Annotated in this window: 14 protein-coding genes and 1 pseudogene; 2 read left to right on the plus strand and 13 right to left on the minus strand. The window is 60.9% G+C overall.

Going from position 1 to position 15,699, the window contains the following annotated elements; all coding sequences use genetic code 11:
* Both QZ638_RS16595 and gltA read left to right on the plus strand, forming a co-directional pair.
* A pseudogene (locus tag QZ638_RS16595) lies at window positions 1–514 on the plus strand (glutamate--tRNA ligase); the annotation flags it as partial.
* Window positions 515–710: 196 nt separating this feature from the next.
* Window positions 711–2,006 (plus strand): citrate synthase, encoded by a 1,296-nt coding sequence (gltA, locus tag QZ638_RS16600; RefSeq protein ID WP_295812793.1) that lies wholly within the window; start codon window positions 711–713, stop codon window positions 2,004–2,006.
* 112 nt (window positions 2,007–2,118) lie between these two features.
* On the opposite strand, the gene QZ638_RS16605 is transcribed toward gltA, so the two are convergent.
* From QZ638_RS16605 to rpsB, 13 genes are all read right to left on the minus strand, one after another.
* The gene (locus QZ638_RS16605) at window positions 2,119–3,297 is read right to left on the minus strand and encodes a lipid-A-disaccharide synthase (protein ID WP_295812795.1); all 1,179 of its coding nucleotides are present in this window, start codon (window positions 3,295–3,297) and stop codon (window positions 2,119–2,121) included.
* Entirely contained in the window at window positions 3,294–4,184 is an 891-nt protein-coding gene (gene lpxI, locus QZ638_RS16610) for a UDP-2,3-diacylglucosamine diphosphatase LpxI (protein ID WP_295812797.1), read from the minus strand. Before lpxI ends, QZ638_RS16605 begins: the two co-directional genes overlap by 4 nt.
* Window positions 4,171–5,001 carry an acyl-ACP--UDP-N-acetylglucosamine O-acyltransferase gene (gene lpxA, locus QZ638_RS16615; RefSeq protein WP_295812799.1) on the minus strand — a complete coding sequence of 277 codons (831 nt, stop codon included), beginning with the start codon at window positions 4,999–5,001 and terminating at the stop codon, window positions 4,171–4,173. The genes lpxI and lpxA overlap by 14 nt, the downstream gene beginning before the upstream one ends.
* A 9-nt stretch (window positions 5,002–5,010) precedes the next feature.
* Window positions 5,011–5,481, minus strand: coding sequence for a 3-hydroxyacyl-ACP dehydratase FabZ (gene fabZ, locus QZ638_RS16620; RefSeq protein ID WP_295812801.1), 471 nt, complete (start codon window positions 5,479–5,481; stop codon window positions 5,011–5,013).
* Window positions 5,474–6,535 (minus strand): UDP-3-O-(3-hydroxymyristoyl)glucosamine N-acyltransferase, encoded by a 1,062-nt coding sequence (lpxD, locus tag QZ638_RS16625; protein ID WP_295812804.1) that lies wholly within the window; start codon window positions 6,533–6,535, stop codon window positions 5,474–5,476. The genes fabZ and lpxD overlap by 8 nt, the downstream gene beginning before the upstream one ends.
* Before the next feature lie 65 nt (window positions 6,536–6,600).
* On the minus strand, window positions 6,601–8,964 hold the full coding sequence (bamA, locus tag QZ638_RS16630) for an outer membrane protein assembly factor BamA (RefSeq protein WP_295812807.1): 2,364 nt from the start codon (window positions 8,962–8,964) through the stop codon (window positions 6,601–6,603).
* A gap of 216 nt (window positions 8,965–9,180) precedes the next feature.
* A complete protein-coding gene (rseP, locus tag QZ638_RS16635; protein WP_295812809.1) occupies window positions 9,181–10,320 on the minus strand; it encodes an RIP metalloprotease RseP in 1,140 nt (379 codons plus the stop codon).
* 198 nt (window positions 10,321–10,518) lie between these two features.
* Entirely contained in the window at window positions 10,519–11,385 is an 867-nt protein-coding gene (locus tag QZ638_RS16640; RefSeq protein ID WP_295812812.1) for a phosphatidate cytidylyltransferase, read from the minus strand.
* A complete protein-coding gene (locus tag QZ638_RS16645) occupies window positions 11,382–12,098 on the minus strand; it encodes an isoprenyl transferase (RefSeq protein ID WP_295812814.1) in 717 nt (238 codons plus the stop codon). The genes QZ638_RS16640 and QZ638_RS16645 overlap by 4 nt, the downstream gene beginning before the upstream one ends.
* Before the next feature lie 39 nt (window positions 12,099–12,137).
* The gene (gene frr, locus QZ638_RS16650; RefSeq protein ID WP_295812817.1) at window positions 12,138–12,698 is read right to left on the minus strand and encodes a ribosome recycling factor; all 561 of its coding nucleotides are present in this window, start codon (window positions 12,696–12,698) and stop codon (window positions 12,138–12,140) included.
* 11 nt (window positions 12,699–12,709) lie between these two features.
* Entirely contained in the window at window positions 12,710–13,456 is a 747-nt protein-coding gene (gene pyrH / locus QZ638_RS16655) for a UMP kinase (protein ID WP_295812821.1), read from the minus strand.
* 91 nt (window positions 13,457–13,547) lie between these two features.
* Window positions 13,548–14,471 carry a translation elongation factor Ts gene (gene tsf / locus QZ638_RS16660; RefSeq protein ID WP_295812824.1) on the minus strand — a complete coding sequence of 308 codons (924 nt, stop codon included), beginning with the start codon at window positions 14,469–14,471 and terminating at the stop codon, window positions 13,548–13,550.
* A gap of 105 nt (window positions 14,472–14,576) precedes the next feature.
* Window positions 14,577–15,371, minus strand: coding sequence for a 30S ribosomal protein S2 (rpsB, locus tag QZ638_RS16665; RefSeq protein ID WP_295812826.1), 795 nt, complete (start codon window positions 15,369–15,371; stop codon window positions 14,577–14,579).
* Window positions 15,372–15,699 lie beyond the last annotated feature (328 nt).

Genomic DNA, 15,699 nt, shown 5'->3' on the forward strand with positions numbered 1-15,699 from the left:
CCAGAAACTCGAGGCGTTGAACGGGGTGCATATGCGGCAGATGGGCGATGCGGAACTGCTCAAAACCACGATCGAGACGCTGCCCTATCTGGAAGATGGCAAAACGTTGCTCGACGCGATGAACGACACACGCAAAAATCAGCTGCTTCAGGCGCTTCCCGGCCTGAAAGAACGAGCAAAGACCCTTGTAGAACTCATTGATAGTGCAGAGTTTCTTTTTTCTGAACGACCGCTTGATCTCGATGACAAAGCCGCTCAGTTGCTTGATGAGAATGCCCGTCGGCTTCTTGCGGAAATTCTTCCCATATTGCAAAATGTCGGCGATTGGACCCTTGCGAACATCGAAGCAGCTGTCCGCGCTTTTGCGGAGCAGACCGAACGCAAGCTTGGCAAAGTTGCCCAACCCCTCAGGGCGGCGCTCGTAGGGCGCACCACATCGCCAGGAATCTTCGATGTTCTTTCCGTTCTTGGACGCGAGGAGAGTTTGGCGCGAATTCGCGATCAGGCTTTCTAGCTTCGTTCTGCGACGGATTCGGCTTGCGGTGTGGGTTTGATCACCGAGAGCGTGTTGCACTGCAATATCCGCATGCTGCACGCGCTTGGCACCACGGGGGAAATGCGTTAGCTATTTCGCGCGCTCGACCCGCCGGCCATTTTATTTGGGCGACAGTTTTCTGGCGCCAAGTTCCTTGAAGTGAGAGGTGATTGCGATGACCAAACCAACTGCGAAGCTGGAAATTGGCGGCCAGGAAGAAGAGCACGAATTCGAGGTTTTGAAGGGCAGCGTGGGGCCCGATGTGGTCAACATCGCCTCGCTCTATAAAGACACGGGAATGTTCACCTACGATCCGGGCTTCACCTCCACGGCAAGCTGCGAATCGAAGATCACCTATATCGACGGTGACGAAGGCATCCTGCTTCATCGCGGCTATCCGATCGAGCAACTCGCCGAGCACGGCGATTTTCTGGAAACCTGCTATCTGCTGCTTTACGGCGAACTGCCGACCAAGACGCAGAAGGAGGATTTCGACTACCGCGTGACTCATCATACGATGGTGCACGAACAGATGAACCGCTTCTTCACCGGGTTCCGACGCGACGCGCATCCGATGGCGGTGATGTGTGGCGTGGTCGGCGCTATGTCGGCGTTTTATCACGACTCCACCGACATTTCCGATCCGCACCAGCGCATGGTGGCCAGTCTGCGTATGATCGCCAAGATGCCGACCATCGCGGCCATGGCCTACAAATACCATGTTGGACAGCCCTTCGTTTATCCGAAGAACGATCTCGGCTATGCGGCCAATTTCCTGCATATGTGCTTCTCGGTGCCCTGCGAGGAATACAAGGTGAACCCGGTTCTGGCACGGGCCATGGAGCGGATTTTCATCCTTCACGCCGACCATGAGCAGAATGCCTCCACCTCGACGGTGCGTCTGGCCGGCTCTTCCGGCGCCAATCCGTTCGCCTGTATCGCCGCCGGCATTGCCTGTCTTTGGGGCCCTGCCCATGGCGGCGCCAACGAAGCCGCTCTCAACATGCTCGACGAGATCGGCTCGGTGGACCGCATCCCCGAATTCATCGACCGTGCGAAGGACAAGAACGATCCGTTCCGTCTCATGGGCTTCGGTCACCGGGTCTACAAGAACTACGATCCGCGCGCCAAGATCATGCAAAAGACCTGCCATGAGGTCTTAAGCGAACTGGGTATCAAGGACGATCCGCAGCTCGACATCGCCATGGAGCTGGAGCGCATCGCGCTGACCGACGAATATTTCATCGAGAAGAAGCTCTATCCGAACATCGACTTCTATTCCGGCATCACCCTCAAGGCGCTGGGTTTCCCCACCACCATGTTCACGGTGCTCTTCGCGCTCGCGCGCACCGTCGGCTGGATCGCCCAGTGGAAGGAGATGATCGAGGATCCCAAGCAGAAGATCGGCCGTCCGCGTCAGCTCTACACCGGCGCAACCCAGCGCGATTACGTTCCGATCGCCAAGCGCTGAGTCGGACCGATACACGGATAACGAAAAGGCCCCGGAGGATATCATCCGGGGCCTTTCTTATTGATGGAGCCGTTTCGGCGACAACCTTGCCGCTCTCTCCGACCGTGGCAGGCTACCGGCGACTTTCGGCGACATGCCGCATCACGACGTGGGCGGCGATCTCACCGGACGGGCGCTCGGTCGCCAACGCCTCCGCCACTTCTTGAAATCCGGCCATCTGCGCGGCGCGCGGCGGCCGTTCGGCCCACAGTCCCGTCAGTTGCCGCGCCAGGTAAGACGGGCGGATATGCCGGTTGAAATGCTCCGGTACAACCGGCCAATCGGCGATAAGATTGGGCAATGCGGCCGACCAGACCGTTATCAGCGGTATGAGCGCGCGGGCCGCCAAGTCCGTTTTGTAGCAAAGAATCGTCGGCACGCGGGAAAGCGCCAGTTCCAGCGATACGGTGCCCGAACAGGCAAGCGCCGCATCGGCCTCGGCAAAGGCCTGCCATTTGCGCGCGGGCTCGAGTATGATCTCGGGCTTGACGGGCCAGGTTCCAACGGTCTCCTCAATCAATTGCGCGACGTGCGGAACGGTCGGCATCAAGATTCTGAAGTCGTGCCCGGCATCGTCCAGATGCCGGATCGTATCGCCGAAAGGATGGAGAAGTCGCGAAACCTCGCCCCGGCGCGATCCCGGCAATAGCAGAAGGGTGCGCTGCGCATCGGCCCTTTTCGGTTTCCCTTTCAGATGTGCGTTGGCGGCGTTCAGTATATGGGGATCGGTCGCCAGCCTGTGCCCGACAAATGTGCCGGGCGGGCCGTTGAGACGGGAGAGCTCCGCGGGTTCGAAAGGCAGAAGGCAAAGTATCTCATCCACAAACGGGCGCATTGCAACCGCCCTGCCCGGGCGCCACGCCCAAACGCTAGGGCAAACATAGTGCACGATGGGTATGGAGGGCGCGAGAGAGCGCAGTTTCCTGGCTACGCGCAGACTGAACTCCGGGCTGTCGATGGTGACCACGCAATCGGGCTTCGCATCGGCGATCGCTCGCGCCGTCTGGCCGATCCGCCGCAAGAGCCTCGGCAGATCCCACAGGATCGCGCTCACCCCCATCAATGCGATGTCCTCGGCATCGAAAATCGACCTCAGGCCAAGCGCCATGAGATTGCGTCCGCCCACGCCGAACAATTCGACATCGCCGCCACTCTGCATGCGAAGTGCCGCGATCAGGTCGGCACCGAGAAGATCGCCGGATTCCTCACCCGCGATCACCGCGATCTTCAAAGGCTCGGCGTTCGAACTCATACCCGCCTCTCCGGCTTGAGGCCGACGACAAACAGACCGTGTGCATCGGCCCGTTCGACGGTCTCCGCATAGTCGACGATCAACGAGCGTTCCGCTTCTATTCCTACCCCGCTAAGGCCAGCCGCATGCGCCGCATCAATCGTATCCGGTCCAATCGTCGGCAAGTCCGCGCGCTCCTCCTGGTTCGGTTTCACGCACTTTACCAACACCCCTCCCGTTTGGCCGGCAAGCCGGCCGTGGCCGCGCATCTCACGCATCCGCTCAAGCAGACCGGCGGTCCCCTCTATCCCTTCGAGCGCGACCGCACGACCGCCCACGGCAATGGCCGCCTGGCCGATGTCGAGCGCACCGATCATGCGTGCCGCTTCGTAGGCTGCCGCCAGATTGCGGTGATCGTCGGCGCCCGGTTTCACGCGCGTCATCGCCCCTTCGGGCGCAAGAAGCTCCGGCACGATCTCGTGCGCTCCCAACACGCGGATACCCTTCGCTTCGATAAGGGCGATCACCGTTCGCAGCAATCCGTCATCGCCCCTGGCATAAGCCGCAAGGAGTTTGGGAAGTGCGCGGAAGACGTCCCATCCGAGCCGGATCTTGCGGATGGGCGGTCGGCGGCTGACACCACCGGCAAGGACCAGATGCGTTACCCCTTCGCGCTTGAGCTTCGGCAGAAAAAGCGCCAATCGCTCCACCGGCGCCGACCAGAGATCGAAGTGCTGCCGATCTTCCCCGGCCAGCCAATCGGCTTCCCCCTCCATGGCCACCACCAGTGGCCGATGACCGTTTTTGACCAGGGAGCGGACCACGTCACGCGGCAAACCGCCACTGCCGGCAACCACGGCAACGCGGGCGCCGGACGTCAAGACCGTAGAGGCATCAGGCTGTTTCATTGTCCTCGGCCGCGCCCTTGCCGCGCGCCGGTAGCGTGAAGTGCCGTTTGTCCTTGGTACCGACGAACGCGACGATATCGCCGATCAAGTTCGATGAGGGATAGGTGCGCAGCACGGCTGCAGCATTTTCTTCCAAGGATGCGCCTTCGGCAAACAGAAGCTTGTAGGCCCTGCGGAGAGCCGTGATGTCTTCGCGGGGCATGCCAGAGCGCTTAAGCCCGACGAGATTGAGTCCGCGCAGGCGGGCACGATCGCCTACGGCCATGCCATAGGGGATGACATCTCCGACGACAGCGGCGAAACCGCCCAAGAATGCATGGTGACCGATACGCACGAACTGATGAACGGCGGCATAGCCGGAGATAATGACATGATCGCCGATTTCGGCATGACCACCGAGGCCGGCATAGTTGGCCATCGTCACATGATTGCCCACCGCGCTGTCATGGGCGACGTGGGAATAGGCCATGAAGAGACCGTTCGAGCCGATCGTCGTCTTGCCTCGGCTGGTATCGGTGCCGGCGTGAAAGGTCACCCCTTCCCGGACAACGCATCGCTCGCCGACCTCGAGCGTGCTGTGACCGCCCTTGTGGCCAAAATTCTGTGGCGGAGCGCCGAGAACGGCCTGCGGATAGATCTGGCACCCCGCACCGATCGTGGTGTCCCCCATGATTGTGACATGGCCGATCAGTTCAACATCGTCGTGAAGCTTCGACGCAGCGGAAACATGACAGAAGGGGCCGATACGAACGCCCTGCCCCAGTTCCGCGCCTGGGTCGACAATAGAAGAAGGATGAATAACGGTTTCGCGGCTCATGCGGCTTCGTCAGCTCGCCTGGTCAACGGACATCATGGCCGAAATGACGGCCTCGGCGACCTTGCCGTCGTCCACCTTTGCCACGCAATCGAATTTCCAGATGCTGCCGCGCTGCTTCACCTTCGTCACGTGGATTTCGAGGCGATCTCCCGGGACTACCGGCTTGCGGAACTTGGCGTTGTCGATGGTCATGAAATAAACGAGCGACGGGCTCTCGTCGCCAGCATTGTTTATGCAGATCGCGCCGGCGGTTTGCGCCATGGCCTCGACGATCAGAACACCTGGCATGACCGGTTGGGCGGGAAAATGGCCGGTGAAATGGGGTTCGTTCATCGTGACATTCTTGATGCCAACGGCGGAGCGGTCACCGTCTATCTCGATGATTTTGTCGACCAGCAGAAACGGATAACGATGCGGAAGCAACCGCATCAGGTCCATAATGTCCAGGCTTTCAAGCGTGGTTGAAGCGGATTCAGTCATCCCCGTCCCTCGTTTTCTTCTTCTTCCCGTCGACGAGCCCGCGCAAGGCCGCCAACTCGCGAAAAGCCTCGCGCATCGGCTGCGCCGGAGAGCCGGCCCAGCGTTCGCCGGCCGGCACGTCGTTCATTACGCCGCTCGAGGCGGCAAGCTGCGCGCCGGTGCCGATATGAATGTGATCGGCGATGCCGACGCGACCGCCCAGCATAACGAAATCGCCAAGAGTGACAGAGCCGGAGAGACCGCAGTTTCCAGCGATAACACAGCCGCGCCCGATGCGCACATTGTGCGCAACCTGCACGAGATTATCGATCTTCGTGCCCTGACCGATCACCGTATCGACGAGCGCACCACGATCCACGGTCGTGTTGGCGCCGATCTCGACATCGTCCTGAATGACCACGCGCCCGATCTGCGGCAGCTTCTCAAGGCCCTTTGCGCCCGGCAGATAGCCGAATCCGTCCTGGCCGATACGCACACCGGCATGAAGGATGACCCGATCGCCAATCATCGCACATTGCACGGTTGCCCCGGGCCCCACATAACTGTCGCGGCCGATCCGCGTGAAGGCGCCGACGACCGCATTGGGTGCAATGATGGCGCCGCGCCCGATCATGGCCCCCGCACCGACGACCGCACCCGGCTCTACCGTAACGTCCTCTTCGAGGACCGCATCCGACGCCACGCTGGCCCGCGGAGAAACCCCGGTTTCGCCGGACATCGATCCGGGGCGCATCGCCTGGGGAAACAGAAGGCGTGTTATCTCCGCAAACGCCGTCTGCGGCTTGTCGGCGATCAGAGCCGCGACGTTTTCAGGGCATTGGCCGGCGAACTCACGCTTGCACAAAACCGCCGACGCGGTGGTGCTACGCACCAGTTCGGCGTTGCGCTTTCCTTCGACGAAAACGAGCATGCCGGCGCCACCTTCGGAAGCCGCCGCGACACCTTCGATTACGATCTCCGCATGCTCGGCACGCACCAGATCCGCACCCGTCAACGAGGCAATCTCGCCTGCCGTTATGCGGCGTGCGGGAGCGAAGAAATCAGGGTCCTTCATGGAAACCTTTCGCCCGGGCCGATTGGGCCCGGGCTAAACGGAACTGTTCCAGAAACACGCGACCGTTAGAAGCGTGTCGAAATACCGAAGTTGAAATGCTCCACGTCGTCGGACTCTTCCTTCACGACCGGGTAGGCATAATCAACACGCAGCGGACCGAAGGGCGACGCCCAGATCAGGCCGGCACCGACGGATGCCCGCCATTGCATATCAGTTCCGATCGCGCCGGCAACGTCGCTGCCGTAAAGGGTGGCTGCATCGGCGAAGACCGCGCCGCGCAGACCGAAGCTCTCCGGCAGGATCGGGAACGGGAACTGCGCTTCGGCGGAAGCGTTGAAATAAGTCTTACCGCCGGTGTGGTCAATGCTCCCATCAGAGGCTGTCTGATACGGGCCAATGCCATTGTAATCGAAGCCGCGAATGATGCGGTCGCTGCCCGAGAAGTGATCGAACACGCGAAGATCGCCGTCGAACGCCTGAATATGACCGGCACCGACCGTGAACAGACCGACCAGGTCGAGTTCTTCCGACAGTGTGTGGTAATAGGTGCTGCGCGCGGTGGCTTTCACGAATTTCGCGTCGCCGCCAAGACCGGCCACCTCGAGCGTGAGGTTCGCATAAAGACCCGAATGCGGGTTCTTCATGTCGTCGATCGTGTTGTAGATCAGCGAGCCGCTGACGGACGATTTGATCCACTTCTCCTGTCCGATCGCCTCGACCAGTGCGGGCGCGAGATTACAACCGGAGTCGGTCGGATCCACACACTTTCCAATGCCCGTGTATTCTTCCTGGGACAGGTTGTAGGCGAGCTGCGTGGACAGCGCTTCTGTGATCGGCAGGCCGAAACGCACCGTTGCGCCGGTCGTGTCGCGCTCGTACTTGTCGTCGAATTTGCGGGTTCGGCGATAGACGTCGAAACCGGCCGAGATACGGCGACCGAGGAAATAGGGCTCGGTGAACGAGAACGAATAGTCGCGCGAATTCTTGCCGCCGCCGGCGGCGACGCGGATGAACTGGCCGCGACCGAGGAAGTTGCGTTCGGTGACGGAGCCCTCGACGGAGAAACCGCCGCTGCTGTCCACACCGCCGCTGGTCGCATAACCGGCACCGATGGAGAACTCGCCCGTCGACTTCTCGACCACGTCAACGACGAGAATGACCTGATCGGGCTGCGATCCAGGCACGGTCGAGATGTTGACCGTCTGGAAGAAATCGAGCGCTTCGAGACGGCGCTTGGCGCGCTGCACCAGAACCTGGTTGAAGGCATCGCCCTCGCTGAGGTCGAACTCACGACGGATCACATAGTCGCGGGTGCGCTCATTGCCGCGAATCTCGATGCGCTGGATATAGGCGCGCGGCCCCTCGTCGATCGAGTAGACGACATCGATCTCGCGGGTTTCGAAATTGCGGTTGCCGCGCGGCGTCACCTGCGCGAAGGCATAGCCCATGCCGGCCACATGCTCGGTCAGGCCGATGATGGAGTCTTCGACGTTCTTGGCGCTGTAGACACTGCCCTGACGGGTCTCGAGGCGCGACCGCAGCGTCTCCGGATCGATTCCGGTGATCGTGCTTTCTATGCCGATATTGCCGAAACGATAGCGTTCGCCCTCCTCCACCGTGAAGGTGAGCGTGTAAGCGTTTTCGGTCTCGTCGAGATCGGCCGTCGCGGAAATGACGCGGAAATCGGCATAGCCGCGATTGTAATAGAAGCGGCGCAGCGTTTCTTCGTCGGCACGCAGACGGTTGTCGTCATAAATGTCGTTGCGCAGCAGGAAGGAAAGGAAATTCGACTGTTTGGTCGAGATCACGTCCTTCAGACGGCCGTCGCGGAACGCGTCGTTGCCGACGAAATTGATCGCGGCAATTTTCGTGCGTCCGCCTTCCTGGACTTCGAAGATCACGTTGACACGACCGTCTTCGAGCTCCTGCGTGCGGCCGCTGACGTTCGCGTCGTCGCGACCGATGCGGCGATAAGCTTCGCGGATCGTCTCTTCGTCGGCCTGTAAGGCCTGATTGGAATATGATTTGCGCGGCTGCAGCTGAACGGCGCGCGACAGATTTGCATCCTTGATCTTCTTGTTGCCTTGGAAGATCACCTGATTGACGATCGAATATTCATCGACCGTGACGATCAGCGCGCCGCCGGACTGATTGATCGACACGTCTGCGAACAAGCCGGTCGCGAACAGGCGCTTGACCGCCTCGTTCACATCATCGCGCGAGAACGAGCGTCCCGGACGGATGTCGATATAATTGCGAATGGTTTCGGCTTCGACGCGCCGGTTTCCACGCACCTCGATACGGCTGACCGTTGCGGCCTCCGCCGCCTCCATCGTGGCAAGCTCGACGGCGATCGTCCCCGTCATCGCCAACCCCGCCGAAAGGGCTACTGCCGAAACGGCGTTCTTAAAGCTCGAAGATGCCTTCATTGGGCCTGAAAACCTCTATTCTCTTTGTCCCCGCAGCGAGAAATAGGAACAATCTTGCAAAGCAGCTAACCTAATAGCCAGATTTTCCCTACACGCAAGCCTTCTGGTTAATTTGCGTTTACGAACCACCGCTTAGTGGCATTCGCGTCACGCCAAAATCAAAGCCATGGTAAATATCGTCTCAATTTTTACACATTTTGCCTTCCCGAGCCCTCCTTAGCACCCAAACAGGTCGTTCCAAAAAACAAACCCCATGAATGCGAGAACGGCGAACAAACCGACACGGTAAACCGCGTCCATGACCCTCTCGGACACGGGACGGCGCATCACGGCTTCTATGGCGTAGAACACCAGGTGTCCGCCATCAAGGGGGGGAATGGGCAAAAGATTAAGAACGCCTATCCCGACTGACAATAATGCAACAAGTTGCACCAGCCATTCGAACCCGAGTTGCGCGGCCTTCCCGGCCATATCCGCGATCTTGACAGGGCCGCCGAGCTGGCAGCGATCTTCCCGCCCGGCCACAAAGCGCTTGAGAAACTGTCCGGTGCGGTAAATCACGTAACCGGTTTCACGCACCGCTTCTCCCAGGGCCTCGACCGGACCGAACTCGATCAGGCGCGGCTGGCCCGTTTCCTGATCGTTCACGACGCCGATAATGCCGATCTTCACGGTGTTGCCGAGCGCATCCTTCTGTTCAAGGAGGTCGGGCGTTGCCGTGAGGGCCAGTTCCTCCTCGCCCCGCCGCACGACGAAAGAGAGTTCGTCGCCGGCGCGACCGGAAACCATGCGCTGCACGTCGCCGAACGTCCGCACCTGCGTCCCTTCCACCGAGACGAAACGATCTCCAGGCTGGAAGCCGGCGACGGCCGCGGGGCTGTCGGGACGCACTTCGGCCACCATGGGCTCCATCACGTAGCGGCCAAATCCGGCGAACATCACCGCGAAAACGGCAACGGTCAGCAGAAAATTGAAAAACGGGCCGGCGAAAACCGTGGCCGCGCGCTTCCACACCGGCTGGGTGTGGAAGGCCACGCGCAATTCCTCGGGAGACAGTCGCTCCGTTGATTCGGAATCGGGCGTGCTGGTAACCGACATGTCGCCGGTGAACTTCACATATCCGCCGAGCGGGATCGCCGAGAGCTTCCAGCGTGTTCCATGCCGGTCGTTGAAGCCGAAAAGTTCCGGTCCGAAACCGATCGAGAAGGCTTTTACGCCAATGCCGCACCAGCGTCCGACGAGATAATGCCCCATCTCGTGAACGAAGACGACCACGGTCAGAACGAACAGAAACGGGATGATCGTCCCCACCAGAAGACCGTTCGTGCTGAAAATGGAGCTGGAAAAATCGATCACGGTTGTCTCATTCGATCGCGGTTTGCCTCAGCGCCTCAATCTGAAATGTCGTTACGACTTTCAGAAGGTCCGCCGCATTGTTCCAATAAGTTGTCACTTAACGCCATTGTCGGTTCGCAGCCGCGCATAACCGAATCCCGAACATCACCCACACTCCATGCCATCGCGGCCGATCCAAGGCAAATCGTTCCGCATGTCCTAAAAACTGAAAAGGGCATGCGCCGGGGTTTCGGGACCGCCGAGCAGCGCGGCGAGAAGATAGAGCACGAGTGCCGCCGCCATCAGCCCGTCGACCCGATCCATCACCCCGCCGTGGCCAGGAATGAGATTGCTCGAATCCTTCACTCCGCTGCGCCGTTTCAATGCGGATTCGAACAGATCGCCGATTTGCGAGACGATGGCGAGAATCAGAGCCGTCGCAGCAATGATCAACGCGCCATGGACCGCGCTGTCGTGAAAAGCGAACACAACGCCGGCAAGAACGGCGAACACGGCGCCGCCGATCGCGCCGCTCCAGGTCTTGCCTGGCGAAATTGACGGTGCAAGCTTGGCCCCGCCAAGGGTGCGCCCGGTAAAATAGGCCATGATGTCCGTCGTCCAGACAACCGCGAACAAAAACAGGATGGCGAACAAACCCGCCCGGTCGTCCGCGCGCAGGTGGACAAGCGCCAGTGTCGGCGCGGCCGCATAGGCCAGTCCCGCCACCATTCCCAATCCCGCGCCGGAGACCCATCCCTGCAGGGCCAGCAAGACGAGCGCGGCCGCGAGAAGCGAAAAAAGGATCACGGCAGGCTGGCCAAAAACCATCGAAAGCATGACGAAAACGAGCAATGCCCAGGCGAGGACGGTGTTCGACCGGGCGGTCGCTTCGCGGCGCATCGCGCCCCATTCGTAAAAGATCGCGGCGGCCATGGCCGCCGCCATGAGGCGAAACGGCAGACCGCCCAGAGACGTGATCGCCAGAACGACGCCTCCCAGAACGAGCGCCGAGAGGATCCGCAATTGCAGATTGCTGCGTTTCGCATCACCGGACACGGGCGCGCCTTCGTTTCCGGACTCGCTCATAGAGCGGCTTCGCGGGCTCCGACACCGCCGAAGCGGCGCTCGCGCGCGTTGAAAGTGGCGATGGCCGCTTCCATTTCGTCACGGCCGAAATCCGGCCAGTGACACGGTAGGAAGACGAATTCGGCATAGGCGGCCTGCCATAGCAGAAAATTCGACAGGCGCTGTTCACCGCTGGTGCGAATGATCAGGTCGGGATCGGGAATGCCGGCCGTATCGAGGTAACCGCCGAAGGAATCGAGATCGACGGCATCCAATCCGATCTTGCCGGACTGTACGTCCCGCATGAGCGCCTTGGCGGCGCGTAGGATTTCGTCGCGCGCGCCATAGTTGAAGGCGATCACCAGATTCATGTTGGTGTTTTCCGCCGTCAGGTTTTCCGCCTCAAGCAAAAGCGACTTGATGTCCGCCTCAAGATTCTCGCGGTCGCCGATGATGCGAACGCGAACGCCGTTTTGATGCAATTCGGCGAGATCGCGGCGGATGAACAGGCGTAGAAGCCCCATGAGATCGTTGACTTCCGATCGCGGCCTCGACCAGTTTTCGGAGGAAAATGCGTACACGGTGAGCCAGTTGACACCCAGCTCACCGGCCGAGCGCACGGCATTGCGCAGCGCTTCCACGCCGGCGCGGTGGCCGGCACGGCGCGGCAAGCCCCGCGCTTCGGCCCAGCGACCGTTCCCGTCCATGATGATGGCTACATGCGCCGGCTTCACCTGGTTGCCTCCCTCGCCTCTCAAGCGGCCCGCCGGCCGCTAGACCTGCATGATCTCGGCTTCCTTGTCTGCCAACAGTTTGTCGATGGCGGAGATCGTCTCGTCGGTCATCTTCTGCACCTGGTCGGACTGTGTGTGCAGTTCGTCCTGGCTTATCTCGCCATCCTTTTCGGCCTTTTTTAGATGTTCCATGCCGTCGCGGCGTACGTGACGGGCGGCAACCTTGGCGTTTTCGGCATATTGGTGGGCGATCTTCACCAGTTCCTTGCGCCGCTCCTCGTTGAGTTCGGGCAGAGGAATACGCAAGGTCGATCCGTCCACGATCGGATTGAAGCCGAGATTGGATTCGCGAATAGCCTTGTCGACCGCGTTGACCATGCTTTGGTCCCAGACCGCAACGGAGATCATGCGCGGCTCGGGCACGGACACTGTGGCGACCTGATTGACCGGCATGGCCGCTCCATAGGCTTCCACCTGGATCGGATCGAGCAAATTGGCCGAGGCACGGCCGGTTCTGAGCGAAGCGAGATCGTGCTGGAAGGCGGAGCTCGCCCCCTCCATTCGCCGTTTCAGGTCTTTAAAATCAACGCCGTCGGCCATTTCATATCTCCTTACGCACCGGCACGCTGTTCTGTTTCGGCGTCATCGGACACGATGGTGCAATGCCCGCCGCCTTTCAAGATGGCGTTGAATCCGCCCTCTTCGTGAATCGAGAAAACGATTATCGGAATGTGGTTCTCACGCGCAAGAGCAATCGCGGCGGTATCCATAATGGCCAAGCCGTCGCGTATCACTTGTGCATGGCTCAACCGATCATAGCGCGTGGCACCGGGATCCTTGCGGGGATCGGCGGAATAGACGCCATCGACCTGCGTGCCCTTGAAGAGCGCATCGGCGCCGATTTCCGCAGCCCTGAGCGCTGCGGCCGAATCCGTCGTGAAGAATGGATTGCCGGTGCCGCCGGCAAAGATCACCACCTTGCCCGCATTCATATAGCTCATCGCCTGACGCTGGGAGAAACTCTCGCAAAGCTCCGGCATGGCGATGGCGGACATTACGACCGCATCCACGCCCATCTTTACCAGCGATGTGCGCAGCGCGAGCGAATTGATGACGGTCGCGAGCATGCCCATGTGATCGCCGGTCACGCGGTCGCCGCCCTTCGAGGCCACGGCCACGCCGCGGAAAATATTGCCGCCCCCGATTACCACGCCAACCTCGACACCAAGCTTGCGTGCCTCCAGTATGTCCCGGGCGATCCGGTCCACCACCGAAACATCGATACCGAAACCCTGCTCGCCCATGAGGGCTTCGCCGGATGCTTTCAACACAACGCGCCGGTAGCGTGCTTCGGTCATCTTTGTTGTCTCCAGATTTGCCCCTGCGTTACACGAAGGGCGCCGCGTTGTCACGCGGCGCCCTTTGTCTTCAAACAGTTATTCGCCTGTCTTAAGACTTGACGGCTGCAGCCACCTCGGCCGCAAAGTCGCTCTCTTCGCGTTCGACGCCCTCACCCAGCGCAAAACGCACGAAGCCGACAATCTTCGCCGGAGCGCCGATTTCCTTCTCGGCCTCAACCAGCGCTTTCTCGACGGTCAGGTCGGGATTCATAACGAATGCCTGCTTCAAGAGGACAACCTCCTCGAAGAACTTGCGCAGACGGCCTTCGACCATCTTTTCGATGATGTTCTCCGGCTTTCCGGACTGGCGCGCCTGGTCGGAGAAGATCTCCTTTTCGCGCGCCACCGCTGTCGGGTCGACATCCGCCTCGGTCAACGCCATCGGATTGGTCGCTGCAACATGCATGGCAACCTGCCGACCGAACGCGCGTGCGGCATCGGCGTCACCCGCGGTCTCGATCGCGACGAGAACACCGAGTTTGCCCAGACCGTCGGTCACGGCATTGTGGACATAGGTGGCAACGGCACCATTCTCCACAGCGAGTTTGGCCGAGCGACGCAGGGTCATGTTTTCGCCGATCGTGCCGATGGCGTCTTTCACCGTGTCGGCCACGGACTTGCCGGTCTCGGGATAATTTGCGCCGGAAACCGCGTCGAGCGAGCCATCGGTGCCAAGAGCAACGGTCGCGATATTGCTGACCAGTGCCTGAAAGGCATCGTTTCGAGCCACGAAATCTGTCTCGGAATTGACTTCGACAACAACGGCGCCGTTCGCGTCGGACGCGACGCCGATCAGTCCCTCGGCAGCCGTGCGGCCCGCCTTCTTATCGGCCTTGGCAATGCCCTTTTTGCGCAGCCAGTCCATGGCCGCTTCCATGTCGCCATTGTTTTCGGTCAAGGCCGTCTTGCAGTCCATCATGCCCGCGCCGCTCTTCTCGCGCAGTTCCTTGACCTGTGCTGCTGTAATGCTCATCGTCGCCTCTTCATCAATCTTCTAACAAAAACGGCCGCGAAGCCTTCTGTCTGCCGCGCGGCCGTCGCGGGACTCATCAGTCCCACATTTTCGGAACGGCGCTGGTTAGGCGTCCTTGTTTTCTTCCGCAGCCGGCTTGGCGGCTTCTTCATCCAGGGTCGGCTCGGACGGAGCCTCCACGGCCTCGCCGATATCGAGGCCGAGAGCGCCCTGCTGGCGTTCGATGCCGTCAATGGCGGACTTGGCGATCAGGTCGCAGTAGAGGCTGATGGCGCGCAGCGCATCGTCGTTGCCCGGCACCGGGAAGGTCACGCCGTCGGGGTTGGAGTTGGAGTCCAGCACGCCGATCACCGGAATGTTGAGGTTGCGCGCCTCGTCGACGGCGATGTGCTCCTTGTTCGTGTCGATGACGAAGAGCACGTCCGGCAGGCCGCCCATCTCCTTGATGCCGCCCAGCGCGCGCTCCAGCTTGTCGCGCTCGCGGGTCAGAACCAGCAGCTCCTTCTTGGTCAGGCCGCTCTGCTCGGCGGCAAGCTGCTCCTCGACGGTGCGCAGGCGCTTGATGGAGTTGGAGATGGTCTTCCAGTTGGTGAGCATGCCGCCCAGCCAGCGGTGGTTGACGTAGTACTGGCCGCAGCGCTTGGCGGCCTCGGCCACCTTCTCGCTGGCCTGGCGCTTGGTGCCGACGAAGAGCACGCGGCCGCCGCCGGCGACGATGTCGCGCACGGTGACCAGGGCCTGGTTCAGCAGCGGAACGGTCTGCTCCAGGTCGATGATGTGAACGCCGTTACGGGCCCCGAAAATGTAGGGGGCCATGCGCGGGTTCCAGCGACGGGTGGTGTGTCCAAAGTGAACGCCAGCTTCCAACAGCTGACGCATCGAGGGGCTCGGAAGCGCCATAAGATCTTCTCCGGTTGGTCCACCGCAGGCCTGTCATCTGGTCTCAAGTTCTCGCCATAAGTTGGCGAAAAACCTGAGATTTCAGACACCGGAGCGACTCTCGGGATTTCTCCCCGAAGGCCGCATTGCCCGCGTGTGAGATTGAGTGTGGGCGGGGAATACCCCCTGGGGGCCCAAGAATCAAGGGAAAAAGCCCGGTTCCCGGGGGGGCTGACCCCGCCGGCCGGCCCTGCCCGACCCGGCTTCAGAGCCAGCCCGGCTTCAGAGGTCGTAGCCCTCGGCGCGCAGGCGCTGCAGCACCTCGAGGCCGTCGATGTCGGGCAGCATC

It is taken from the genome of uncultured Nitratireductor sp. (assembly GCF_913053745.1).
Taxonomy (GTDB): Bacteria; Pseudomonadota; Alphaproteobacteria; order Rhizobiales; family Rhizobiaceae; genus Nitratireductor.